Here is a 25210-nt window from a genome sequence, read left to right on the forward strand (position 1 = left end):
GTTTTGTCTGGCTATATAGCCACTTCTAAAAATAGTTATAATGACATATTTAAGCTGACCTGAGCTTAAAATTTTTACATAGCACATTAAAGGTATCAACGAATAAAATGTTATATGGTTGTTAAGAGTAAGTGATTGCTGCAGTAGAATGATAACAATGAATAAAAACTACTCATTTCCAAGCTTCATTCCTGGCTTAATAGTCAGCAATAAAAAACATATCCTTGATTTATTTTTTCTCAGGAATTAAACGGAGTCCCCCACCAATGTCCACTGAAACCCTGCAACTCAATGATACGCTCTATCAATATATTTATAACGTTGGTCTGCGTGAGCACCCGGCATTAAAAGAGCTCCGGGAATTGACCAGCCACCACCGCTACCGAATGATGCAAATCTCTGCCGAGCAAGGGCAGCTTATGGCCATGCTGGCAAAATTGGCCAATGCCCGCAGGACCATCGAAATTGGTGTTTTCACCGGTTACAGTGCGCTCTCTGTTGCCCTGGCGCTGCCCGATGATGGGGAGCTGATTGCCTGTGATATCAGCAGTGAGTATACCGACATAGCCAAACCCTTCTGGGAAAAAGCCGGCGTCTCTGAGCGGATCAAACTTCACCTGGCTCCGGCGTCTGAAACCCTGGATCAACTGATCAGGAACGGTGAACTTAATCAGTTTGATATGGCCTTTATTGATGCGGATAAAACGGGGTATGACGTTTATTACGAACAATGCCTGCAGCTTATTCGCCCTGGTGGGCTGATTCTTATCGATAACGTGCTGTGGAGCGGGAGAGTAGCTGATGCAGACGCAAGCGATGAAGACACTGCAGCACTGAAGGCATTAAACCGGAAAATTCACGATGATGATCGTGTTGATATGATGATACTGCCTGTTTCCGATGGGCTTACCATTGCCATCAAGCGCTAAGAAGAATAAACACAGAGAGTTACTCGTTCCCACACCGCAGAGGCTGTCGCAAAAGTCTTTTTAATCTGTCTTTTTCGGCAACCTCTGCGGTGTGGGAACGAGACAATTTTTATTCGGGGTTCTTGTCCATTCTCATTGACTCCTCATAACTTGGAGGCGGTTCATCAAAAGTCTGTGGAGGGTATAACCGATACTCTAAAGAATCATACGCAGGAGGAGCTGGCGGTATTGAAAAATAGCCATTTCCCTCAGGATCAGCAGGAGAAGTTGATGGTGTTGGGGAATAGCCACAAGCTCCCTGAGGCTCAGCAGGATCATCATGTGGCGGTGCAGGCATATCATCACAAACTTTTTCTTCAGGCTGCTGTATGTTAAGACCGCCTTCTTTCTTTAAAAAATCAACAATCACCGTTTTATTAAGTGCCTCTGCCCGGACCAGAGGGGTGTATTTGCCATGGCCATTTACAGGCTCCCCCTTGTCTAAAAGAAGCTGGATCATCCTACAGGCTGTCTGCTCATCCATCCATGTTGATTGAACTGCAGCATTGATAAGTGCATCAATACCGCTTTGATGATCAGGTTTGTAATAATTTTTTTTCCTATCGTTAAGCTTTGGGTCAGTCAGATATTCCACAATCTCAAATTGTCCATGAGAAACCGCTGACCAGATAAGAGCCTGGAAAGATTTTTTGCAAACTTTTTTTCCTTGGCCAACAAAATAATTGAGAACTTCAAGGAATCCGTGCTTGGATGCCATTTGCATCGCTATAGCAGAGTCTAAACGTAATTTCTTACGTAGTGATTTGATGTCTGATTTCTCTTTGCTTTCAATTGCGTTTTGCAAATAAATTAAACAGTCAAACTCTTTTTTCTCACTCACGGACAATAAGCAATATCTCTTAAGGTTGCTTCTTTGCCTCAAAAGTCTGGCAATGCGTAATTTATTTAACTTCTTTGCCCACTTGAGAGGAGTAATCGCACCACAACAAGCATCAGGATCTTCTCCCCTGCTCAGAAGAAACTTGATCAATCTGCAGGCTGTATCCTCATCCATATTTGATGATCGAACTGCTTCGTGGATAAGTCCCTCATTTTCAATTCCTTCGCCAGGGATGAAGCAAGACTTGTCTTTGTCTTTGAGTCCGAGATCAAACAGATATTTCACGATTTCCAATTGTCCAAAAGAAACGGCTCTCCGGATGTGGGAGGAGGGGCCAATATTATTAATTTCTTCCCCTTTGTTGATAAAATACTTAAGCACATCAAGGTAGCCATGCACGATTGCCATATTCACCCAGCTAGAACTACGACGATATGCTTTCAACAGTTCTTCTATTCTTTTTTGTTGTCTTTCTGGTGGTATACCCCCAAACCGTGTATTCCAATTGATAACTTCATGAATACGTTGCAGCTGCTGAACTTCTCTGGTGCTTTGTCTTAAAATATCTTCATCATGTAAACTGCTGCGTACCCGAATATGAGGAACATGATGATGTTTTTTTTCCTCTGGGTTCATGTCGAGGCTATCTTTACAGACATGTTTACTGACACGTTTACTGACACGTTCACCGGCACGTTCACCGGCACTAAGATTATTGACGGATTCTGTAATTTGTATTTTTCGGTATCCTGCGCTTCTGCATTCATTTCTCTCGGAATCGCCGGGAGGATTTGGGCATTCCCTAAAATCAGTGCAGCAACAAAGGGTGCTAAAAGGTTGACTTGTAGTTTCCATTAAAATTACTTAATACATTATTAATTAAGGGCATCGCTTAAGTAGTTGGGCAAATGGAATCGTATTTTCTGGCTAAGTGGACAGTTACTATGCAAGGCACAACGTAGGGAGCATAGCCTTAGCTATGTGACCGGAGTTGTAACGCCGCAGAGTGACTGTTCACTTAGCCAGAAAATATGATTTCATTTGGTTAACTAACTTAACACACTGTGATAAAAGCTTTCTCCATTGGAGTAAAATTTAAGAATTTAGTTCCCATACTAACAACAACTAATCAATCCAGTAATTTTCGGTATTTTCCAAAAGAACCTTCTAGGGTAGACATTAAGCCCCACCCACCCCGCAAAGGCCTCATCTTGTACCCCGATAGCCAACCCCAAAAAGCCAAGTATTAGCATTACTAACCGAATGGTTAGTGCTTTAAGAAAAAGAAAATCATTCAATATTTTTACAATGAATCAGAAATGGATAGAACTATTTTATCAACTTCCTATCAAATATTTTATATGCCATCCAAATACAAGCAATTAATACAAGGAGTGTCCTATGCTTGACGGAATTTCACACTCAGAAAAAATGAAGCCCCTGACTAAAGAAGTACCAGCGCAGCAAGGGGACAATAAAACTATTGAGCCAACAAGCCATACAAGCCAGGGTCAGTCAGTCCATCACAGAACAGTATCTATTGCTGCAAAACCGGCAAAGCTTGAAGAGTCCGAAAGCCTCAGGTTATCGATGGAACCGTCACCCGGATTAGCGTTTAACAAAATAGAGTCACCATTTAAAGCTGATGATATTACCATTGATGATCCGGAGTTTAAGTGCCCACCCGTCAAATTTAACAAGCTTGCCCTGGCGATTAAAATATTTTGCAAAAGCTTTATGACAATATCTCATTTCAATAATCCAGAGACTGATCGGAGCGCACGGGTACAAACAACACGTAACAGGGTTTTCACTGTGACCTCGATACTGTCAAATATACTAACCGGAACAATAATCCTGGTAGGGCTTAAACATCTTTTGGAAATACTTGAAACTCCAGCTGGTCAGACAGCGGAGGCGTTCGCAGTTGGTTTGACGGTAGTGATCATTGCAGGCTTATCTTTTGGTGTTTTTGGTATTGGCTGGCTGCTCTCCCAGGGAATTTCTCGCTTAGTGACTGCAACCGTGACAGCATCGGTGGATACCCGTGAAAAAATGACCGATATGACAACCTTTACTTCACCGCAAGAGAGGTTTTTAAAAAAATACCAAAGGATGGAGAAGTCGCTTACCACCTTGCGAACCAAGCTTATTGACGCAAAGCTTGTCAAAAAGTTAGACCTTTATAAAACAGAGGAATCAAGGCTTAAGGCCAAAGAGCAGGCCAGGCAGGAGGCTGCCATTTTGAATCCTGACCATAAAGAGAAATGGCATGATTCTCTACAGCGCTATTGCCTGAGAGAGTGGTATGAATGGTATGTGGACGATAGTAAAAAACTGGAGGATGCCATCCGTAAAACCGAAGATTGGCTTGACCGGGCCGCAACACAGAAAGCACTGCTCACTAATGAACAGCGGGAACTGGAGGAACTGTATGATGAGGTTGCTCCACCTATTGACGGGAAGTTGCAGCTGGAATCAGTAAACCCGCATGACTGGGTTCGTGTGTAATTTTCTGTGTGGCCTTAATTCTGCAGCTGACTTACCAGACCAGGGGTTAGCATCTCTAACCGGTCTGTTAGTTTTTTATGAAAAAGAAATCTGTTTAATAGTAACGTTATTTTAACAATGAATCAGATGGAAAAATTTTATTAATTCCGTAGCAAAACTTGCACGTGCCATCTAAATACCAACAACTAATACAAGGATGGTCCTATGAATATCGTAAGCGGTGAATTTTCGACCACAAAACCTGAATTTGATACACCCTTAACTGTGGATATGGCAGGACAGCACCGGGGCGATAAAGCCGTTAAGCCAGAAAGCCTCACAAACTCAGGGAAGCCAGTCCATCACAGGGCCGTATCTTTTCCTGCGGCACCGCCAGAGTTTCAAGAGTCCGAAAACCTCAGGCAATTGATGGAACCTCTGCCCGGGCAAACCACCGCATTTCAGCAAATGCAGTCGTTTAAACCTGATGAAATTACCATTGATAGTCCGGAGTTCAAGCAACCACCCGGAAAAATAAAAAAGCTCGCCCTGGCGATTAAAATCTTTTCTAAAAGCTTTGAGACAATATACAAGGTCAACAATCCGGAGACTGATCGGAGTTCACTGGTAGAAACCATACGAGGCAGAGTTTTCACCGTGACTTCTATATTGTTAAAAGCTTTAAACGCCGTGCAAGCCTCTGCAATCACAGCCGGGTTATTTATTGGTGCTTTTAGTCTTTTTGCAAGTCAGCCAGGGGCAGTGTTCTTCCTTGTTGTCGCTGGATTGATTATTGCAGCCCATACCTTCCTGTTTTATGTCATGGGCTACGCCCTCACCGAGTGCGCCACTCACTTTATTACTGCAGCCGTGTCAGCGTTAGTGGATACCCGTCAAAAATTGGCCGAGATAACCGCCTCTACCTCACCAGAAGAGCGGTTTTTAACAAAATATAAAAGAATGGAGGAGTCTCTTTTCGCATTGCGGACCAAGCTTTATGCGGCAGAACTGGCAGATGTTGATTTTCTCATAGAATATTATGAGAAAAAAGGTATGACAGAGGATTTGAGACTTAGGCAGGAACAGCGCTCCAGGCTTGAGTCTGCCAAAATTGAGGCGGGTATCCCAGTCAAAACGAAATGGTATAAATCTGTGGAGTACTACTTCCTGAGGAAGGGTTACGGGTACACAATCGGGCATCTGGAGGATGCCATCCATAAAACCGAAGATTGGCTTAACAGGGCAGCAAAACAGAAAAATCGGCTCTCCAATGAACCTGTAAAACCACAAGAAATGAATAGTGTGGTTGCTGGCGAAAACCCGGCTCACTGGGTTCGTGTGTGATTCGAAGGTAATGGGCAGCGTGTACTGTTAGAACTGTGGACGTTAACCCTTTGAAAATGGCGTGTGAAGACCGCCGTCTTCTCTGGACAGGGTGGGCATAGCAGCTTTCAGAAGAACCTTAAACATTTCATTCTACAGCTAGGAGCCTGTCGGACTTAAGACTGTCCTACTGCGGTTGCGATAAATTGGTCTAAAAATTCCTGCTTCTTCGTCAAATAGCCCCGCTATTCTCCTCAGAAGCAGAAATTTTTATCCTCAATTTCTCGCAATCCTCGCTACGGGGTCGCCTAGACGGACGCTTAAGTCCGACAGGCTCCCAGCCCACAAGTACCGGCAAGGGGTTAGCGATGCTTACCGGCTGGTTAGTGCTTTATTGAATAAAAAATCATTTAATATTTTCAATTGATGAGAAACAGACGGAAATGTTTTATCAATTCCCTGCCAGAATTTGCAGGCGATCTCTAAATACCAGCAATTAAGACAAGGAGTGTCCCATGATTCACATAACTGGTCCGACTACATTATCGGGATCTGCGACCCCCTCAACTCTAGCAAAAAAAGCGACAGAGCAGCCAAGGGACGATAAAGCTGTCGAGTCCAACAGCCATACAAGGCCAGATCAGTCACTCTCTCACAGGGCAGTCTCTTTAACCGAGCAATCACCGGGACTCAAAGCATCCGAAAAACTCAAGCTGACGACAACTTCGTCACCAAAACAAACAGCCATTGACCAGATGCATTCACCATTGAAGGCTGATATTACCATTAATGATCCGGAGTTCAGGCAACCACCCGGTAAAATAAAAAAGCTTGCCCTGGCGATTAAAATCTTTTCGAAAAGCTTTAAAACAATGTCTGATTTCAATAATCCAGAGACTGATCGGAGTGCCCGGGTGGAAACCATACGTAGCCGGGTTTTCACCGTGTCCACTAAATTGTTGGACATCCTAACCGGGGCAATAATCCTGAAAGGGTTTATAGATTATTTGGGTTCCCATGAGAGTCTTGGATCTTCAGTAAATTTTCTCGGACTGCTTATTATTGATCTTATCGCCACAATCGTAATTTTTGGGGCTTTTGGTATTGGCTGGCTGCTCTCCCAGGGAATTTCTCGCCTGTTGACGTCAACCGTGGCAGCATCGGTGGATACCCGTGAAAAATTAGCCGAAATGACCGCTTTTACGTCACCAGAAGAGAGGTTTTTAAAAAAATATCAACGAATGGAGGAGTCTCTGTGCGTACTGCAAACCAAGCTTATTGATGCAAAGCTGGCCAGAACGTTAAGAAATTGTGACAGAGGAAACGCAGAGATTAAGGCCGAAGAGCGTGCCAGAAAGGAGATTGCAAAGTTGAATCCTGGCGCTAAAAAAGAGACATGGTTTGAATCTAAACAGCGCGAACACCTGAGAGACTGGTATGAGTTTTACGCGTTCAAAATTGAGGAACTGGAGCAAGAAATCAGTAAAACCAAAGATTGGCTTGACCGGGCCGCAAAACAGAAAGCACTGCTCACCAAAGAACAGCGGGAACTGGAGGAACTGTATGATGACGTTGCTCCACCTATTTCCGGGAAGTTGCAGCTGGAACCGTTTAACTTGATTCATGTTTAATTTCCAGCGTGGCCTTAATTCTACAGGTAACTTAACGAGCCGGGGTTAGTATTACTTACCTTCAGGTCAGTGTTTTATGGAAAAGAAAATTATTAAATACGTTCGACATTTTAACAACTAATCAAAATCAGGTGGAAAAGTTCTATTAACTCCGTAGCAAAACCTGCACGTGCCATCTAAATACCAACAATTAACACAAGGATTGTCCAATGAATAACGTAAGCAGTGAATTCTCAACAATAAAACCTGGATTTGATACACCCTTAGCTGTGGATTTGACAGGCCAGGACCGGAACGATACAGCCGTTAAGCCAAAAAGCTCCACAAACTCAGGGAAGCCTATCCATCACAGGGCCGTATCTTTTCCTGCGGCACCTCCAGAGTTTCAAGAGTCCGAAAACCTCAGGCTATTGATGGAACCTTTGCCCGGGCAAACAACTGCATTTCATCAGATGCAGCCGCTTATAGCTGATGAGATTACCATTGATAATCCGGAATTTAAGCGCCCCCCCGGAAAAATAAAAAAGCTGGCCCTGGCGATTAAAATCTTTTCTAAAAGCTTTAAAACAATGTCTTGTTTCAATAATCCAGAGACTGACAGGAGTGCACGGGTAGAAAAAATACGTAACCGGGTTTTCACCGGGACCGCTGCAGTGTTAGACATACTGACCGGAGCAATCATCTTAAAAGGGTTTTTAGGCCTTATGGGTTCTTGTCGTAATTGTGGAGAGTCAGACACTATACTCCTGGATATTTTTCTTGTGGCTATCGCCATCACCGTAATTTTTGGGACTTTTGGTATTAGTTGGCTGCTCTCCCAGGGAATCTCTCGCCTGGTGACTTCAACCGTGGCAGCATCGGTGGATACCCGTGAAAAATTAGCCGAGATGACCGGCTTTACATCACCAAAAGAGAGATTTTTAAACAAATATCAAAGAACGCAGGAGTCTCTCACCGTATTGAAAACCAAGCTTATTGATGCTGAGCTGTCCAGTACTTTAAGACATTGTCAATCCAGTGAAGCAGAGCGTGAAGCCAGAGAGCAGGCCAAACTTGATACTCAAACTTTGAATCCAGGCACTGCCAAGGATAAATGGTATGATTCTTTACAGCGTTATTACCAGAGAGAGTGGTCTGAGTTCCATCAGTTCATTATTGAGGAACTAAAGGAGGAAATCCGTAAAACCGAAGATTGGCTTAACAGGGCAGCAAAACAGAAAGAACGGCTCTGTAATGAACAGGAACTGCAAAAACTGAATGCTGTGGTTGCTGACGAAAACCCGGCTCACCGGGCTCCTATGTAATTCGAAGGTAATGGGCACCGTGTACTGTTAAACCTGTAGACGTCAGCCCTTTAAAAATGGCGTATGAAGACCAATGGCACTGACTTAAGCTTAAAAGCCCCACAAACATGGGGATTGATACAGGTTGAGATATTTGAATTGGAACCACAAAGCACACAAAGAGCACTAAGAAGAGCTTTTCTTTTCCTTTGTGCTCTTTGTGTGCTTTGTGGTTCAAATCGCAGGGGGCCTTAAAGCCTACGTATGGCAAGGCTTTCACTCTTAAGTCAGTGCCATTGGTATGAAGACCCCCTTATTCTCTGGACAGGATGGGCATAGCAGCTTTCAGGAGAACCTTAAACATTTCATTCTACTGGTGGCCCACAAGTAGCAGCCAGCGGTTAGCTATGCTTACCGGCTGGTTAGTGCTTTATAGAGTAAAAAATCGTTAAATATCTTCAATTGATTAGAAACAGACGGAAATGTTTTATTAATTACCTACCTGAATTTGCAGGCAATCTCTAATTACCAGCAATTAAGACAAGGAGTGTCCCATGCTTAACACAACTGGTTCGGCAACATTATCAGGATATGTAACCCCCTCAACTCAAGAAAAAAAAGCGACAGAGCAGCAAGGTGATGATAAAGCTGTCGGGCCCAAAAGCCAGACAAGCTCAGATCTGCCACTCTCTCACAGAGCAGTCTCTATTACTGAGAAATCTACAGAACTCAAATCGTCCGAAAAACTCAAACTAATGACAACTTCGTCACCGAAAAAAACAGCCATTGATCAGGTGCATTCACCATTTAAGGCTGATGATATTACCGTCGATGATCCGGAGTTCAAGCGCCCACCCGGAAAAATAAAAAAGCTGGCCCTGGCGATTAAAATCTTTTCTAAAAGCTTCAAGACAATATACCAGGTCAATAATCCAGAGACTGACCGGAGTTCACTGGTAGAAGCAATACGCAGCAAGGCTTACACCGTGTCCTCTGTGTTGTTACACACTCTAAACTTAGTGCTGGCCTCTGCCGTGACACCTGCGCTTTTTGTTGGTGCTTTAATTCTTTGTGCAAGTTTTCCAAAGGCGGTGGCCGCGGTAGCTTTAGCTGTACCTATCGGTTTATTGATTACAGTCGGAGTTTTTGCTATTGGCTATATGCTCACCCATTCAATCTCTAACTTTATTACTTCAGCTGTGTCAGCGTCGGTGGATACCCGAGAAAAATTGGCCGAGATAACCGCTTTTACTTCACCAGAAGAGCGGTTTTTATCAAAATATCAAAGAATGGAGGAGTCTCTGCGCGAATTGCGGACCCAGCTTTATGCGGCTGAATCCGCAAAGATCAATGACTACATAAAGTTTTATAAAGAAAATGGTGAAACAGAGAATTTGAGGCTCAAGAACGAAGAGCTCGCCAGGCTTGAGAAGGCCAGAGATGCGGCGGGTATTCCGGCCCCTGACAAAGAGGACTTGTATGACTCTGTGCAACGCTACTGCCTGGAAGATTACGGGTGCGATATCGAGAGACTGAAAGATGCCATCCATAAAACCGAAGATTGGCTTAACAGGGCAGCAAAACAGAAAGCACTGCTCACTAAAGAACAGCAGGAACTGGAGGAACTGTATGATGACGTTGCTCCACCTATTGTCGGGAAGTTGGAGCTGGAACCGCTTGACTTGATTCTTGTTTGATTCCCGGTTAAGTCATGGACGAGCAGCTTCATTCCAGCTTTAAACTTCTGGGAACACATACTTTTCCCTGCCCAAAACGAGAAACCCCGGCCTAAGCCGGGGTTCCTATGGGGTTTGGGAATACATTTTCGTTAGAAAATGTATTACTCCATGATTTTGGCAACAACGCCAGCACCAACAGTACGGCCACCTTCACGGATCGCGAAGCGCAGACCTTCTTCCATCGCTACCGGGTTGATCAGGGTAGCAACGAAGTTGATGTTGTCACCAGGCATGACCATTTCAACGCCTTCGTTCAGTTCTACAGCACCGGTTACGTCAGTAGTACGGAAGTAGAACTGTGGACGGTAGCCCTTGAAGAAGGGAGTGTGACGACCACCTTCTTCTTTGGACAGGATGTACACTTCAGCTTCGAACTTGGTGTGCGGAGTAACAGTGCCTGGCTTGATCAGACACTGACCACGCTCAACGTCTTCACGCTTGGTACCACGCAGCAGGGCACCGATGTTCTCGCCTGCACGACCTTCGTCCAGCAGCTTACGGAACATTTCAACACCAGTAACGGTAGTCTTGGTAGTCTCTTTGATACCAATGATTTCTACTTCATTACCAACGTTGATGATACCACGCTCAACACGGCCAGTTACTACAGTACCACGACCAGCGATGGAGAATACGTCTTCGATAGGCATCAGGAATGGCTGATCGATCGCACGCTCTGGCTCTGGGATGTACTCGTCCAGAGTTTCAACCAGCTTACGTACAGCAGAAGTACCCATTTCGTTGGTGTCGTCGCCGTTCAGGGCCATCAGGGCAGAACCGATGATGATTGGCGTGTCGTCGCCCGGGAAGTCGTAGGTGTCCAGAAGTTCACGAACTTCCATCTCGACCAGTTCCAGCAGCTCTTCGTCGTCAACCATGTCGGCTTTGTTCAGGAATACCACGATGTATGGTACACCTACCTGACGAGACAGCAGGATGTGCTCACGAGTCTGTGGCATGGGGCCATCAGCAGCAGAACATACCAGGATCGCGCCGTCCATCTGGGCAGCACCGGTGATCATGTTCTTAACGTAGTCAGCGTGTCCTGGGCAGTCTACGTGGGCGTAGTGACGGTTTGGAGAGTCGTACTCTACGTGTGCAGTAGAGATGGTGATACCACGCTCACGCTCTTCTGGAGCGTTGTCGATCTGGTCAAATGCACGCATGGTGCCGCCCCAGGTCTCAGCACATACGCGAGTCAGTGCTGCAGTCAGGGTGGTTTTACCGTGGTCAACGTGACCGATGGTGCCGACGTTTACGTGCGGCTTCGAGCGTTCAAATTTTTCCTTAGCCATGTCTCTTAACCTTTAGCTATAGATAGTTCGAGGGTAGCAATATCAAGCAGGGCATTCTAACAGCCATTGTCACCGGAAAGAATTTCTCATGTTAAAAAAACATAAAAAAAAACGGTTATTCCCGGGAAGCCGACTGTCAGAACCCCTTAGTTAATATCAACCCTGGTTTTTGATGACCGCTTCAGCAATGCTGGCGGGCGCTTCGGCATACTCATGGAATTCCATGGAGTATGTAGCACGCCCCTGAGTTGCTGAACGCAGATCGGTAGCGTAGCCGAACATTTCACCCAGCGGCACCTGAGCATTAATCACCTTGCCAGAAGGTGTATCTTCCATCCCCTGAACAATACCGCGACGACGGTTCAGGTCGCCCATAACGTCGCCCATGTAGTCTTCCGGTGTTACCACCTCGACCTTCATCATAGGCTCCATCAGGACAGGCTTGGCCTGAGGCGCGTATTTCTTCAGAGCCTGCGAAGCAGCGATTTTAAACGCCATTTCGTTAGAGTCAACATCGTGGAAGGAACCATCGTACAGACGAGCTTTCAGACCCAGCAGCGGATAGCCGGCGATAACGCCGTTCTTCATCTGTTCTTCGATACCTTTCTGGATAGCCGGGATGTATTCCTTCGGAATCACACCACCCACGATTTCGTTGATGAACTCCAGACCTTCTTCACCGTCGGAAGCAGGCGAGAATTCAACAACAACGTGACCGTACTGACCGCGACCACCAGACTGCTTGGCAAATTTGTGGTTAGCGTCAACAGAGCCTTTCAGCTTCTCACGGTAGGCAACCTGTGGCTTACCAATGTTCGCTTCTACCTTGAACTCGCGACGCATACGGTCAACGATGATGTCCAGGTGCAGCTCACCCATACCGGAGATGATGGTCTGGCCACTCTCTTCGTCAGTGTGTACGCGGAAAGATGGATCTTCCTGGGCCAGTTTGCCCAGAGCGATACCCATTTTTTCCTGGTCAGCCTTGGTCTTTGGCTCAACCGCAACAGAGATTACCGGCTCAGGGAACTCCATGCGCTCCAGAGTGATCACGCTGTCCATCGCACACAGGGTGTCACCGGTGGTGACATCTTTCATGCCGATCAGCGCGACGATGTCACCAGCGACACACTCTTTCAGCTCTTCACGATTGTTAGCGTGCATCTGAACCATTCGGCCAACACGCTCTTTCTTGCTCTTGACCGGGTTATAAACCGAATCACCGGAGCTCAGAACACCCGAGTAGTTACGGATAAAGGTCAGAGTACCCACGAATGGGTCAGTGGCAATCTTGAACGCCAGGGCAGCAAAAGGAGCGCTGTCGTCAGCTTCACGCGTGGCAACCGTGCCTTCTGCGTCGTCCAGGATACCTTCGATCGCCTTCACTTCTTTTGGCGAAGGCATCAGCTCGATAACGGCATCCAGAACAGCCTGTACACCCTTGTTCTTGAAGGCAGAGCCGCCGAACACAGGGATGATTTCGTTCGCCAGAGTACGGGCACGGATACCGGCCTTGATCTCTTCTTCTGACAGATCACCCTCTTCGAGGTATTTTTCCATCAGTTCTTCAGTGGCTTCAGCGGCAGCTTCGACCATGTACTCACGCATTTCTGCGCACAGCGCTTCCATGTCGGCAGGAATGTCTTCGTAAGTGAAGCTCATGCCCTGGTCTTCTTCGTTCCAGATGATGGACTTCATCTTCACGAGGTCAACCACACCCTTGAACTCATCTTCGGCGCCGATGGTCATCTGCATGGGGACAGCGTTGGCATTCAGACGGTCACGCAGCTGGCTGATCACCATTTCGAAATCAGCACCGGTACGGTCCATCTTGTTGACGAAGACCATACGGGGTACTTCGTACTTGTCAGCCTGACGCCATACGGTTTCAGTCTGAGGCTGAACACCGGAAGAACCACACAGTACAACGACAGCACCGTCGAGTACACGCAGGGAACGCTCTACCTCGATGGTAAAGTCAACGTGTCCTGGAGTGTCAATGATGTTGATACGATGCTCATCAAACTGAGCATCCATACCACGCCAGAAACAGGTAGTAGCAGCAGAGGTAATGGTGATACCACGCTCCTGTTCCTGCTCCATCCAGTCCATGGTGGCAGCACCATCATGAACTTCACCAATTTTATGGCTCAGACCGGTGTAAAACAGAACACGTTCTGTGGTCGTTGTCTTACCCGCGTCAACATGGGCACAGATACCAATGTTGCGATAGCGGTTGATCGGGGTTTTACGGGCCACGACTCAATCCTCTGATACTTAGAAACGGTAGTGGGAGAATGCCTTGTTGGCTTCAGCCATACGATGCACGTCTTCACGCTTCTTAACGGCAGCACCCTTGCTTTCGGCAGCGTCCAGCAGCTCTCCAGCCAGGCGGAGTTTCATGGACTTTTCACCACGCTTGCGCGCAGCGTCTACCAGCCAGCGCATAGCCAGGGCAGTACGACGGGCAGGGCGAACTTCAACGGGTACCTGGTAAGTGGCACCACCAACACGGCGAGACTTAACCTCTACCATAGGAGCGATGGTTTCCAGAGCTTTTTCGAACAGCTCCAGAGGCTCCTTATTGGTACGCTCCAGAACGATGTCCAGGGCACCATATACGATCTTTTCAGCGACAGATTTCTTACCGCTGACCATCACGTGGTTGATGAATTTAGTGAGTGTTTTGTTGCCAAACTTAGGATCTGGCAGCACGTCGCGCTTAGCGACTACGCGTCTTCTTGGCATTGATAAGCCCTCTACGTCGGTCTTCAGGTAATCCAGGATCAATCAATGACTTTTTCGATACAAAAAAGCAGTGACCTGGCCTTACTCTCATCAACCTGATTATTAAATAAATTCTTACCCGGCTTGACACTAGTTTCTTGCAACTAGTTTCTAGCCCTTAGGTCTCTTGGTACCGTACTTGGAACGGCCCTTCTTACGGTCGTTAACACCCTGGGTATCCAGGCTACCGCGAACGGTGTGGTAACGAACACCTGGCAAGTCTTTTACACGACCGCCACGAATCAGAACAACACTGTGCTCTTGCAGGTTGTGACCTTCACCACCGATGTAGGAAGTCACTTCAAAGCCGTTGGTCAAACGCACACGACATACTTTACGCAGCGCAGAGTTAGGCTTTTTAGGGGTAGTAGTATAAACACGGGTACAAACCCCGCGACGCTGAGGACAGGCCTGCAGCGCAGGCACGTCCGTCTTTCTAACCTTACGCTTCCGGGGCTTGCGCACCAGCTGGTTAATTGTTGCCATTCAGCAAACTCCAATCTCTATTCGAGAACCGTTTCTAAGTGTTGAGCCTGAACCGTCAGAGGAAAGAGCAGTCCAAACTCCTGCTTTAAACAGCAAAAGCCGGCAGAAACCGGCTTATACGACCCGGTCCACGACTAACTCACAAGAAGCGAACCACGGGCAAAATAAAGCGCAGAAATTTTACGGATCGACAAAAGCAACGTCAAGTAGGGGATTCAGCCATATATAGCGAGAAATATCCCATAGTCTGGCACAGAAGCGTGTTTAACAGGGGATTCTTACTGTGTTAAGGGGGGCTCTTAGGTTGGACATTAAGCTTATCCCTCCATTTTCATTGGGGTTTCGGATGGGACCACGAAGGACACGAAGAGCACAAAGAAGAGCTATTCTTTTCCTTCGTGCTCTTCGTGTCCTTCGTGGTTCCATCTTTAACAGGAGTAGGCGCTTAATGTCTACCCTAAGAAGGAGGGCTAACCAAAGGCCGGGAGAATAATTTACGGGCAAAAAGTTAACATAAGAAAGCCAGAAAAAACAGATAACCCAATGATTTATATATTCTTTAATAAATCCCCCCTTATCCGGCAACCACTTCCCCGAGCAAGTGATAAGCGCTGCCAGAGTATTACCAGATATGCTAAAGTCGTCACCCCACACACCTTCAAAGTTTAAAACTCAATGAAACGCGAACTGGCAATCGAATTTTCACGGGTCACCGAAGCTGCCGCCCTGGCAGGGTATAAATGGCTGGGACGAGGTGATAAAAATGCCGCTGACGGTGCTGCCGTCGAAGCCATGCGCACCATGCTGAATAAAGTCGATATGCACGGTGAGATTGTGATCGGTGAAGGAGAAATCGACGAAGCACCCATGCTGTATATTGGTGAAAAAGTCGGCACCGGCAATGGCGAAAGCATTGATATTGCTGTCGACCCGATTGAAGGCACCCGCATGACGGCCATGGGCCAGAATAACGCCATCGCCGTTCTGGCCGCCGGTGAAAAAGGCTCCTTTTTGAAAGCGCCGGACATGTATATGGAGAAGCTGGTCTGTGGACCAGGTGCCAATGGCGTGATCGACCTGAATCTGGGACTGCGTGAGAATATCCGGAATGTCGCCCGCGCCCTGCACAAGCCCATCGAGAGTCTGGTGGTCATCACCCTAGCCAAACCACGCCATGATGCCGCCATTGCCATGATGCAGAGCATGGGTGTTCGCGTCTTTGCCATTCCCGACGGGGATGTTGCTGCTTCCATTCTTACCTGCATGCCCGACAGCGAAGTTGACCTGATGTACTGCGTGGGCGGAGCACCGGAAGGCGTGGTTTCAGCAGCCGTTATCCGGGCACTGGGTGGTGATATGCACGGCCGTCTGGTAACCCGTGACAAAGCCAAGGGGGAAACGCCGGAAAATATTGAAGCAGGCCGACAGGAAGCGGAACGCTGCCGGGAAATGAGGGTCGAGCCGGGTAAAGTACTGCGCCTGGATGATATGGCCAGTTCCGATAACGTCGTCTTTTCAGCCACCGGCATTACTAAGGGAGACTTGCTCCAGGGCATTATGCGCACCGGCAATATCGCCACTACCGAAACCCTGGTGGTTCGCGGTAAATCCCGAACCATCCGCCGCATCCAGTCCACTCACTATCTGGATCGCAAGGATGATGATATTAAGAACATCATTCTTTAACCCACAAGCCAGGTCTGAATAAGCCGGTGGTGAATGTTAAACAGCACTTTGCGAACATTATCTATGAATGCACTATACATTGATCTTTGGGCAGACCAAGCAAATCACAAGGGGAGTCGCAATTCGGGTTACTCATAACACCAAAATCCCTAAACTCTTTCAAACAGGCAGCACTAAAAGCAGACTCTTGTAGGCTAGCCCAATGGCCGTAGGCCATAGTGGCCACATTCACTACCAGCATAAGCTTTGTGCGCTTTGATGGGCTCCAGCCCTCCAGAGAGCATTGCGCCACGCTCAGGATGGTACCTAAAGTCCCGGTAATGATCGTCACTGAATGACTCATCCATTTTGGCTGAGAGAAGCCGAAAAGCGAGCTTTCATTGGTGGTCATCGTTTTAAGGCCAAACATAGCAAGATGTGCGGCTGCATCGCCAATATTCATAGATAATAATTCCGTTTTGCTTAAAAAAATTGTTCGATAGACTGTTGTCAGACACTTGGAACTAATGAAAAGTTTCAGATGATTCGTGCTCTTGCCACACCGCAAAGCACCTCAAAACCTTCACCATGTTGAGTACTGAAATATGAGCTGTTACAGAATTAACGAATTGATTGAACTCCTCTCCACACAGTGGCAAAAACAGGGTCACCTGAACCTGGTACAGATTATTGAAGCCCTGGCCACAGAAGCTGGCCACAAAGGGCCCCTTAACGAAGTAACGGATGACCTGCTGATCTATCATCTGAAAATGAAAGGCGAGGCTCCGGATGCGATGATTCCGGGCCTCGCCAAAGATGTTGAGGTCGATTTTAAGGAAGCACTGCTCAAGGCTCGCGGCTGTAAATGACCGAGGAAATGCTTCCTTCCCGCGCCGACTATTGAGAGGTCAGTGCTGCACACCTGAAGACAGAGTCTTCAGAACAGCCTTGAGGGTATTATCATTAGCTTTCAAAGAGCCGCCCAGGTAAGCAAATTCCAGCAGTGACTGGTCAGGTTTCCAGCCGTGGGTAAGGCGGTAGATAACACCCACCACACCGCCACGCTGGGTGCCTCCTACGCAGTGCACATACACCGGAGCAGGATGAGCACTCAATTGTTCAGCTATATGCCGGATTTGGCTTTGGTCAAGGCTGGCATTCTTGTCAAAAGATAAATTGACAACTTTAATGCCCTGACTTTCCAGCCATTCACGTTCTTTATCAGCCGAGGTGATGGCAAAAACGGTTTTTATCCCAAGATTGGCAAGACTGTGGGCACCATCAGCACTCTCCAGCTCACCTCCCCGGTAGAAGTGATCATCATAACGGACCAGCCAGGTTTTCAGGCCATCTCTCTTGCCAAGAACCTCATAACTCTGATGGTTCCATCCATCGGCTTTTGGCGGCAGGACTCCGCGAAAACCGGATTCATAAGCCGTGACCCTGTTCAGTCCCCAGTCACAGGCTTCCTCATGGTCGGAAAGGGCACCAGGTGAAAACATATTGAGTGCCACGAAAAACAGGGAAGGGACCCAGAACCGACAAAGTTTGACAAAGTACATTACACTAACCTCAATCATTACTTGATAGGGTGTGGTTAAAACTAGCACAATGTTGTTTTTTTTCTAATTAGCTGATTTCCTGAAAACCAAATCCTTTCAACATCACCTTCCAACCACAAAGCCATCTCCTTCTTTTCCCGGTCCTGCCGATGCAAACAGTCTGAAAAGGCCTCAGAAAGCGCCATGACCACAGTACTCAACAGAATGACCGGCTCCATTTTAGCGTTGACCATTTCGGCATCAGCCGCAGTGAGCAGGGCACAGCCCTCAGAGTCCTGGTATCAGCAAGTCTGGTGTGAAGGGATGGATGGTAAAGTGGAGCACCGACTGAAAGACGGTCGTCGTATTGACTGCCTTACCGATCAATACGCCATTGAGGTTGAATTTGCCCGAAAGTGGCCGGAGGCAATCGGCCAGTCATTAAACTACAGCATGCTGACCGGGAAAAAAGCGGGGATTGTTCTGATTCTCAAAACGGCAGAGGACCAGTCACACTGGCAGCGGCTGAAGACCGTTATCAAACACTACACACTTCCTATAAAAGCATGGAAACTGGGCCCATGATCAATGGCGCTGAGCCCAGATGAAAAATTCACGATTGCCATCACCCCCGGTAATCGGGCTGTCAAAGTAACCTCTCACCTGTAAACCAAGCTCAATGCAGCAGGCTTTGATAGATTGCTCAACCTCTGGATACAACCGGGAATCCCTGACAATCCCTCCCTTACCCAGACCGCCGGGCCCCACCTCAAACTGGGGTTTAACCAGGCTCAGCAGCTGCCCTCCCGGTTTTAACAGAGGCACCAGCGATGGCAAAATTCTGGTTTGGGAAATAAACGACACATCCATAACCGCAAGATCAAATCCCTGTTGCTGGTCCGTATGGTCAAGGAGTGCAGCAGGCAATGCACGGGCATTCAGCCCTTCAAGACAGACCACCCTGGGATCCTGACGCAGCGACTCGACCAGCTGGCCATGACCCACTTCAACGCCTACGACTCTGGACGCCCCGGCCTTTAAGGCACAATCCGTAAACCCACCGGTAGACTGGCCAACATCAATCACGGTCGCACCGGTCAGGGATATACCTGACACCGCCAGTGCCCCCGCCAGTTTCATTCCGCCCCGGGAGACAAATTGATCGGCTTCATCCTGACAGATATCAATCTCAACCCAGTCAGGGTATTTCTGACCCGCTTTGCCCGGTGTTTCCCAGCCTTCTGATTGCCGGACTTTCACCCTGCCTTCACTGATTAATCGCTGGGCCCGACTTCGGGAGGACACTTTACCCTGATCCACAAGAATAAGATCGAGTCTGCGCATAAATAAACTTTAAATAGAAACGACAACTGATCCGGCATTATACACCAGTCGCAAATCAGTTCAGGTGTTGCAATGGCCATACTCACCGAGAGGATTTAACTGAAACCTGCCAGGGAAATAAGCACAATCACGGATACTGGAAGAATTAACGAAAGCGCGCTTCATTTACGAGCCGTTTTCCACTGATAAAGGGCTAAACTGGCGACTTTATCTATTTTATGCATCACCTCTTGCACCCTGCCTTCATCCGCTATGGTCCACGGAGCAGTTATCCCGTGAAGAATATCAACCTGCACTTTTTGAGACACAGGCCGCCATCTTTTACCCTGGGAGCCCGCGTTGCCTGACTCAAGAAAAGCGTCTGCCAATTGTTCATAATCCGCTCGACGCGTCCGACGTATTTCAGGGCATGGGTTGTGAAAAGTCTCCCCCAGAATCTTATTGACAATTTTACCCATATCTTCTCCAGCTGAACTCACTCCTGATAACTCATGCAGCAAGGTAAGAAAGATGCGAGGTCTTATCACACAGGCGATCTGCAAGGCTTCTTTCAGGCTGACATCATCCGGCAGGCCTTGCGCTATTGCTCCCTTCTTTCTGGATGCCTCTTGATTCAATCGATTAACTGCAGCCATTGTCCTCTCTGCAGTCAAAGCATCCACCCTGGTATTCAAATCTGAAAATTTCATCAGCAGATCATCAAGGACTTTCATTAATGCGACAATGTCTTGTTTTGAGCATCGGCCATCTCCTGATGGCCCGGGCAAAGTGGGCGGAGGATCATTAGACGTCACATTATGATTGCTTTCTTCCCTCATTGAGCCACGACAGTAAATCGTCCCCGCCGCAAACCCACCCCCAAGGTAAAAAATCGCAGGAAGGGAAATCATACCGGTGTAGAGACCAATACCGGCGATCACCCCCACCCCTCCCAATCGTTCACACCAGGTTTTATTCTCCCGGTAAGTGTTTCCAACAACAGGCAACAGCTTTTTGGTCGCAGGAACACAGACATCCCACACCCAGGCTCTTGCTCTCTGTAAACGGCCGCCTTCCCCTGCAGGACCGGGCGGCATCAGATTCCGTGAACCAGCTGTTTTGACAGCTAACGCTTCCACACCTCATATCCCCTGAAAACCCTTAGTCGCTGGATGAGTCCAACCATTATTGGAATGACAGACACAAACCGGGTATTTAGAGTGATAAGAGGAAATGCCAGTTCCCCTGTATAACTACACACACCGTCAAGTAAGCGTAAAATATTCGTTGGCTAACTCAGGAAGCTGATCAGCAATAAAGTCACTAGGAGGCTGTCCGAGAATAGACTGCCCTACTGCGGCGACAGCAAATTGGTCTAAAAATCCGCTTTTGTTCGGCAAATAGCCCCGCTATTCACCTCACAAAACCAAATTTTTATCCTCAATTTTCTGTCGTCCTCGCTACGGGCGCTATTCTCGGTCAGCCTCCTAGCCCCAAAGCACTTATGGTTATTTTTCAACAGACAAAAAAAAGCCACCGGACCGGTGGCTTTTTTGGATGTTAAAGGCAGGCCTGCCTTTAACGGATCAGCAATTAAACTTCACCGAAGTTCAAAGCATCAGACAGTGCCTGCTCAACTTCAGAAGCCGATACCTTGGCCGGAGTCTCAAACTCAACTTCTTCACGCCCTTTACGACGCTCAGCATGGTAAGTCAGACCGGTACCTGCCGGGATCAGACGACCAACGACCACGTTCTCCTTCAGGCCGCGCAGGTAATCGCGCTTGCCGGTTACTGCCGCTTCGGTCAGGACACGGGTGGTCTCCTGGAAGGAAGCCGCAGAGATGAAGGATTCTGTTGCCAGAGATGCCTTGGTAATACCCAGCAGTACGCGCTCAAACTTGGCCGGGAAGCCGTTCTCACGGTTAACACGGTCATTCTCTTCCAGCAGGCGAGTGTACTCCAGCTGGTCACCACGGATAAAGGTCGAGTCACCGGTATCGGTGATTTCTACCTTACGCAGCATCTGACGCAGAATGGTCTCAATGTGCTTGTCGTTAATCTTTACACCCTGCAGACGGTATACGTCCTGGATTTCGTTAACGATGTAGCGAGCCAGTTCACCGACGCCCAACAGACGCAATACGTCGTGTGGGTTGGTCGGGCCGTCGGAGATAACTTCACCGCGGGTTACCTGCTCACCCTCAAACACGTTAAGGTGACGCCATTTCGGAATCAGCTCTTCATAAGGATCAGTACCGTCAGTCGGGGTAATCACCAGACGCTTCTTACCTTTGGTTTCCTTACCGAAGCCGATGGTTCCGGAGATTTCCGCCAGGATCGAGTGCTCTTTTGGCTTACGGGCCTCAAAGAGGTCAGCAACCCTTGGCAGACCACCGGTGATGTCCCGGTTACCAGACGACTGCTGAGGAATACGGGCAAGTACCGCACCCACTTCCACCGTGGCACCATCCACCAGGTTCACCAGGGCGTTCGCTGGCAGGAAGTACTGAGCAGGAACGTCAGTACCTGGCAGCTTCAGTTCGTTACCATTGGCATCTTTCAGCTGAATGGCTGGACGAATATCCTTACCGGCGGACGGACGATCTTTCGGATCCATCACTTCCATATTGGACAGACCGGTCAGTTCATCGGTCTGCGTTTTCACGGTGATGTTTTCATCCATGCCCTGGAATTCAACAATACCGGCGGTTTCCGTGATGATCGGGTGAGTGTGTGGATCCCACTTGGCCACCGTCTGACCCGCTTCTACCAGGTCGCCGTCCTTCACCGAAATCATTGCACCGTAAGGCAGCTTGTAACGCTCACGCTCACGGCCAAATTCGTCAGCAATGGCCAGCTGTCCGGAACGGCTGACCGCTACCAGAGTGCCGTCTTTACGTTCAACCGACTTCAGGTTCAGCAGACGGATAGAACCTTTGTTCTTCACCGTTACGCTGTCTGCCGCTGCGTTTCTGGATGCCGCACCACCGATGTGGAAGGTACGCATGGTCAGCTGTGTACCCGGCTCACCGATGGACTGGGCGGCGATAACACCCACAGCTTCACCTTTGTTCACCAGGTGACCACGACCCAGGTCACGGCCGTAACACTTGGAACAGATACCGTGACGGGTTTCACAGGTAATTGGGGAACGTACGCGCATCTCGTCAACATTCATGGTTTCGAGACGCTTCACCCACATTTCATCAATGAGGGTGCCGGCCGGTACGGCAATTTCACTGTCGCTGCCTGGCTTGAGTACGTCTTCTGCCACCACACGGCCCAGAATACGCTCACCCAATGGCTCTACGATATCCCCGCCTTCAATGTGCGGCGTCATCAGCAGGCCGTCGTTGGTGCCACAGTCGTCTTCAGTGACTACCAGATCCTGGGCAACGTCAACCAGACGACGGGTCAGGTAACCGGAGTTCGCTGTTTTCAGAGCGGTATCCGCCAGACCCTTACGAGCACCGTGGGTGGAGATGAAGTACTGGAGTACGTTAAGACCTTCACGGAAGTTCGCGGTAATCGGCGTTTCGATGATGGAGCCGTCTGGCTTGGCCATCAGACCACGCATACCCGCCAGCTGACGAATCTGTGCCGCACTACCCCGGGCTCCGGAGTCCGCCATCATGTAGACGCTGTTGAAGGATTCCTGCTCTTCTTCCTCGCCCTGCCTGTTGATAACCGTGTCGGACTTCAGGTTATCCATCATCCGCTTGGCCAGCATTTCGTTGGCACGGGACCAGATATCGATAACCTTGTTGTACTTCTCACCGGCGGTTACCAGACCCGAAGCAAACTGGTTTTCGATTTCCTTAACCTCTTCGTTGGCGTCATCAATGATGCGCGCCTTCTCAGGAGGAATAACGAAGTCGTTAACACCGATGGAGGTACCGGAAATCGTTGCATACTGGAAGCCCAGATACATCATCTGGTCAGCGAAGATAACGGTTTCCTTCAGACCCACCCGACGGTAACAGGCATTCAACAGGCCGGAAATCGCCTTCTTCTTCATGGCCTGGTTAACCAGGGCAAAAGGCAGCCCCTGAGGAACGATATCCCAAAGGATCATCCGACCAACGGTGGTATCCGCCAGGAATTTGTTTTCGTGCTCGACCCCTTCACCATCCTTGTATTTCTCATGGACACGCACCTTGATGCGGGCATGCAGATCAACCGCCTTGGTACGGTAGGCACGCATGACTTCGTCGATATCAACGAAGGCCATGCCTTCACCCTTGGCGTTGATGCGCTCACGGGTGATGTAGTAAAGGCCCAGTACCACGTCCTGGGAAGGTACGATGATTGGCTCACCGTTGGCGGGTGCCAGGATGTTGTTGGTGGACATCATCAGGGCACGGGCTTCCAGCTGGGCTTCCAGCGTCAGCGGTACGTGCACCGCCATCTGGTCACCGTCGAAGTCAGCGTTATAGGCGGCACACACTAGTGGGTGCAGCTGAATCGCCTTACCTTCGATCAGCACCGGTTCGAACGCCTGAATACCCAGACGGTGCAGGGTTGGCGCACGGTTCAGCATGACCGGGTGTTCGCGGATGACATCCGCCAGAACGTCCCACACCTCAGGGGTTTCCCGCTCAACCATCTTCTTGGCAGCTTTGATGGTGGTTGCCAGGCCTTTGGCTTCCAGCTTACCGAAGATAAATGGCTTGAACAGTTCCAGCGCCATCTTCTTGGGCAGGCCGCACTGATGCAGACGCAGGGTAGGACCTACGGTAATAACCGAACGACCAGAGTAGTCTACCCGCTTACCCAGCAGGTTCTGACGGAATCGACCCTGCTTACCCTTGATCATGTCGGCCAGGGACTTCAGGGGACGCTTGTTGGAACCGGTGATGGCACGACCACGACGGCCGTTATCCAGCAGCGCATCAACGGACTCCTGCAGCATCCGCTTTTCGTTACGGACAATGATATCCGGCGCGTTCAGGTCCAGCAGACGCTTCAGACGGTTGTTACGGTTGATCACCCGGCGATACAGATCGTTCAGGTCAGACGTGGCAAAACGGCCACCGTCCAGCGGCACCAGAGGGCGCAGATCGGGCGGCAGAACCGGCAGAACGGTCAGGATCATCCACTCAGGGTTGTTGCCTGAGTTATGGAACGCTTCCAGCAGCTTCAGACGCTTGCTCAGCTTCTTCAGCTTGGTTTCAGAGTTGGTCTGTGGAATCTCTTCACGCAGCGTGTTGACTTCGTCTTCGATGTCGATATCCGCCAGCAGACCTTTGATGGCTTCGGCACCCATGCGGGCATCAAAGTCATCACCGAACTCTTCCAGGGCTTCGTAGTATTGCTCATCCGACAGCAGCTGGTTTTTCTCCAGCGTGGTCATGCCCGGATCAACAACAACGTAAGATTCAAAGTACAGCACCCGCTCGATATCACGCAGGGTCATGTCCAGCAACAGACCGATACGGGATGGCAGGGATTTCAGGAACCAGATGTGGGCCACCGGGCTGGCCAGCTCAATATGACCCATGCGCTCACGACGCACCTTGGCCAGGGCCACCTCAACACCACACTTCTCACAAATAACACCACGGTGCTTCAGTCGCTTGTACTTACCACAGAGGCACTCGTAGTCTTTGACCGGGCCAAAAATCTTGGCACAGAACAGACCGTCACGCTCAGGCTTGAACGTACGGTAATTGATGGTTTCCGGCTTTTTCACTTCGCCGTATGACCAGGACCGGATCATGTCCGGTGAAGCCAGCGCAATCCGAATAGCGTCGAATTCGTCCGTCTGGCCCTGTGTCTTGAGCAGATTCAATAAGTCTTTCAAGATCGTATCTCCTCGCGGTGCAAGGCGCCTGCT

General features: G+C 48.7%; 19 protein-coding genes. 9 read left to right on the forward strand and 10 right to left on the reverse strand.

Annotated elements, in window-relative coordinates; genetic code table 11:
• Positions 1–266 precede the first annotated feature (266 nt).
• The gene (locus J7438_RS08965; RefSeq protein WP_209276269.1) at positions 267–929 is read left to right on the forward strand and encodes a class I SAM-dependent methyltransferase; all 663 of its coding nucleotides are present in this window, start codon (positions 267–269) and stop codon (positions 927–929) included.
• Between the two features lie 109 nt (positions 930–1038).
• On the opposite strand, the gene J7438_RS08970 is transcribed toward J7438_RS08965, so the two are convergent.
• Positions 1039–2664 (reverse strand): ankyrin repeat domain-containing protein, encoded by a 1626-nt coding sequence (locus J7438_RS08970; RefSeq protein WP_209276270.1) that lies wholly within the window; start codon positions 2662–2664, stop codon positions 1039–1041.
• A gap of 546 nt (positions 2665–3210) precedes the next feature.
• On the opposite strand from J7438_RS08970, the gene J7438_RS08975 reads away from it, so the two are divergent.
• The 5 genes from J7438_RS08975 (at position 3211) to J7438_RS08995 (ending at position 10233) form a co-directional block, all read left to right on the forward strand.
• Entirely contained in the window at positions 3211–4320 is a 1110-nt protein-coding gene (locus J7438_RS08975) for a hypothetical protein (protein WP_209276271.1), read from the forward strand.
• A gap of 447 nt (positions 4321–4767) precedes the next feature.
• Positions 4768–5643, forward strand: coding sequence for a hypothetical protein (locus tag J7438_RS08980; protein WP_209276272.1), 876 nt, complete (start codon positions 4768–4770; stop codon positions 5641–5643).
• A gap of 494 nt (positions 5644–6137) precedes the next feature.
• Complete coding sequence (locus tag J7438_RS08985; protein ID WP_209276273.1) at positions 6138–7253, forward strand: hypothetical protein; 1116 nt, start codon at positions 6138–6140, stop codon at positions 7251–7253.
• A 452-nt stretch (positions 7254–7705) separates the two neighbouring features.
• The gene (locus J7438_RS08990; protein ID WP_209276274.1) at positions 7706–8557 is read left to right on the forward strand and encodes a hypothetical protein; all 852 of its coding nucleotides are present in this window, start codon (positions 7706–7708) and stop codon (positions 8555–8557) included.
• A gap of 533 nt (positions 8558–9090) precedes the next feature.
• Positions 9091–10233 (forward strand): hypothetical protein, encoded by a 1143-nt coding sequence (locus J7438_RS08995; RefSeq protein WP_209276275.1) that lies wholly within the window; start codon positions 9091–9093, stop codon positions 10231–10233.
• Positions 10234–10376: 143 nt separating this feature from the next.
• Here the strand turns inward: J7438_RS08995 and tuf are convergent, their stop codons facing one another.
• The 4 genes from tuf to rpsL form a co-directional block, all read right to left on the reverse strand.
• Positions 10377–11570 (reverse strand): elongation factor Tu, encoded by a 1194-nt coding sequence (tuf, locus tag J7438_RS09000; protein WP_209276276.1) that lies wholly within the window; start codon positions 11568–11570, stop codon positions 10377–10379.
• A gap of 156 nt (positions 11571–11726) precedes the next feature.
• The gene (fusA, locus tag J7438_RS09005; RefSeq protein ID WP_209203121.1) at positions 11727–13829 is read right to left on the reverse strand and encodes an elongation factor G; all 2103 of its coding nucleotides are present in this window, start codon (positions 13827–13829) and stop codon (positions 11727–11729) included.
• Between the two features lie 18 nt (positions 13830–13847).
• Positions 13848–14318, reverse strand: coding sequence for a 30S ribosomal protein S7 (gene rpsG, locus J7438_RS09010; protein ID WP_101748087.1), 471 nt, complete (start codon positions 14316–14318; stop codon positions 13848–13850).
• A gap of 150 nt (positions 14319–14468) precedes the next feature.
• Positions 14469–14843 (reverse strand): 30S ribosomal protein S12, encoded by a 375-nt coding sequence (gene rpsL, locus J7438_RS09015; RefSeq protein WP_101748082.1) that lies wholly within the window; start codon positions 14841–14843, stop codon positions 14469–14471.
• A 675-nt stretch (positions 14844–15518) separates the two neighbouring features.
• On the opposite strand from rpsL, the gene glpX reads away from it, so the two are divergent.
• Positions 15519–16529 carry a class II fructose-bisphosphatase gene (gene glpX / locus J7438_RS09020; protein WP_209276277.1) on the forward strand — a complete coding sequence of 337 codons (1011 nt, stop codon included), beginning with the start codon at positions 15519–15521 and terminating at the stop codon, positions 16527–16529.
• A 61-nt stretch (positions 16530–16590) separates the two neighbouring features.
• On the opposite strand, the gene J7438_RS09025 is transcribed toward glpX, so the two are convergent.
• Positions 16591–16971: a hypothetical protein gene (locus J7438_RS09025; protein ID WP_209276278.1), complete on the reverse strand. Its 381-nt coding sequence runs from the start codon at positions 16969–16971 to the stop codon at positions 16591–16593.
• 142 nt (positions 16972–17113) lie between these two features.
• Here J7438_RS09025 and J7438_RS09030 point away from each other — a divergent pair, with 142 nt between their 5' ends.
• On the forward strand, positions 17114–17377 hold the full coding sequence (locus J7438_RS09030) for a YihD family protein (protein ID WP_209276279.1): 264 nt from the start codon (positions 17114–17116) through the stop codon (positions 17375–17377).
• A gap of 39 nt (positions 17378–17416) precedes the next feature.
• On the opposite strand, the gene J7438_RS09035 is transcribed toward J7438_RS09030, so the two are convergent.
• Positions 17417–18010, reverse strand: a complete 594-nt coding sequence (locus tag J7438_RS09035) for a phosphatase domain-containing protein (RefSeq protein ID WP_209276280.1) — start codon at positions 18008–18010, stop codon at positions 17417–17419.
• A 243-nt stretch (positions 18011–18253) separates the two neighbouring features.
• Between J7438_RS09035 and J7438_RS09040 the strand changes: the two genes are divergently transcribed.
• Positions 18254–18634, forward strand: coding sequence for a hypothetical protein (locus tag J7438_RS09040; RefSeq protein WP_209276281.1), 381 nt, complete (start codon positions 18254–18256; stop codon positions 18632–18634).
• Here J7438_RS09040 and J7438_RS09045 read toward each other — a convergent pair whose 3' ends face one another.
• From J7438_RS09045 to rpoC, 3 genes are all read right to left on the reverse strand, one after another.
• The gene (locus tag J7438_RS09045; RefSeq protein WP_209276282.1) at positions 18635–19393 is read right to left on the reverse strand and encodes a TlyA family RNA methyltransferase; all 759 of its coding nucleotides are present in this window, start codon (positions 19391–19393) and stop codon (positions 18635–18637) included.
• Positions 19394–19554: 161 nt separating this feature from the next.
• The gene (locus tag J7438_RS09050) at positions 19555–20313 is read right to left on the reverse strand and encodes a hypothetical protein (protein WP_209276283.1); all 759 of its coding nucleotides are present in this window, start codon (positions 20311–20313) and stop codon (positions 19555–19557) included.
• 652 nt (positions 20314–20965) lie between these two features.
• Positions 20966–25177: a DNA-directed RNA polymerase subunit beta' gene (rpoC, locus tag J7438_RS09055; protein ID WP_209276284.1), complete on the reverse strand. Its 4212-nt coding sequence runs from the start codon at positions 25175–25177 to the stop codon at positions 20966–20968.
• Between the last annotated feature and the right edge of the window lie 33 nt (positions 25178–25210).

It is taken from the genome of Thalassotalea sp. G20_0, assembly GCF_017744175.1.
In the GTDB taxonomy this organism is placed as follows: Bacteria; Pseudomonadota; Gammaproteobacteria; order Pseudomonadales; family Endozoicomonadaceae; genus Endozoicomonas.

Excerpts from the sequence above, each read along its gene's own strand:
- J7438_RS08965 (WP_209276269.1), top strand. The coding sequence starts at position 267 with ATGTCCACTGAAACCCTGCAACTCAATGATACGCTCTATCAATATATT.
- J7438_RS08970 (WP_209276270.1), bottom strand. The coding sequence starts at position 2,664 with ATGGAAACTACAAGTCAACCTTTTAGCACCCTTTGTTGCTGCACTGAT.
- J7438_RS08975 (WP_209276271.1), top strand. The coding sequence starts at position 3,211 with ATGCTTGACGGAATTTCACACTCAGAAAAAATGAAGCCCCTGACTAAA.
- J7438_RS08980 (WP_209276272.1), top strand. The coding sequence starts at position 4,768 with ATGCAGTCGTTTAAACCTGATGAAATTACCATTGATAGTCCGGAGTTC.
- J7438_RS08985 (WP_209276273.1), top strand. The coding sequence starts at position 6,138 with ATGATTCACATAACTGGTCCGACTACATTATCGGGATCTGCGACCCCC.
- J7438_RS08990 (WP_209276274.1), top strand. The coding sequence starts at position 7,706 with ATGCAGCCGCTTATAGCTGATGAGATTACCATTGATAATCCGGAATTT.
- J7438_RS08995 (WP_209276275.1), top strand. The coding sequence starts at position 9,091 with ATGCTTAACACAACTGGTTCGGCAACATTATCAGGATATGTAACCCCC.
- tuf (WP_209276276.1), bottom strand. The coding sequence starts at position 11,570 with ATGGCTAAGGAAAAATTTGAACGCTCGAAGCCGCACGTAAACGTCGGC.
- rpsG (WP_101748087.1), bottom strand. The coding sequence starts at position 14,318 with ATGCCAAGAAGACGCGTAGTCGCTAAGCGCGACGTGCTGCCAGATCCT.
- rpsL (WP_101748082.1), bottom strand. The coding sequence starts at position 14,843 with ATGGCAACAATTAACCAGCTGGTGCGCAAGCCCCGGAAGCGTAAGGTT.
- glpX (WP_209276277.1), top strand. The coding sequence starts at position 15,519 with ATGAAACGCGAACTGGCAATCGAATTTTCACGGGTCACCGAAGCTGCC.
- J7438_RS09025 (WP_209276278.1), bottom strand. The coding sequence starts at position 16,971 with ATGAATATTGGCGATGCAGCCGCACATCTTGCTATGTTTGGCCTTAAA.
- J7438_RS09030 (WP_209276279.1), top strand. The coding sequence starts at position 17,114 with ATGAGCTGTTACAGAATTAACGAATTGATTGAACTCCTCTCCACACAG.
- J7438_RS09035 (WP_209276280.1), bottom strand. The coding sequence starts at position 18,010 with ATGTTTTCACCTGGTGCCCTTTCCGACCATGAGGAAGCCTGTGACTGG.
- J7438_RS09040 (WP_209276281.1), top strand. The coding sequence starts at position 18,254 with ATGACCACAGTACTCAACAGAATGACCGGCTCCATTTTAGCGTTGACC.
- J7438_RS09045 (WP_209276282.1), bottom strand. The coding sequence starts at position 19,393 with ATGCGCAGACTCGATCTTATTCTTGTGGATCAGGGTAAAGTGTCCTCC.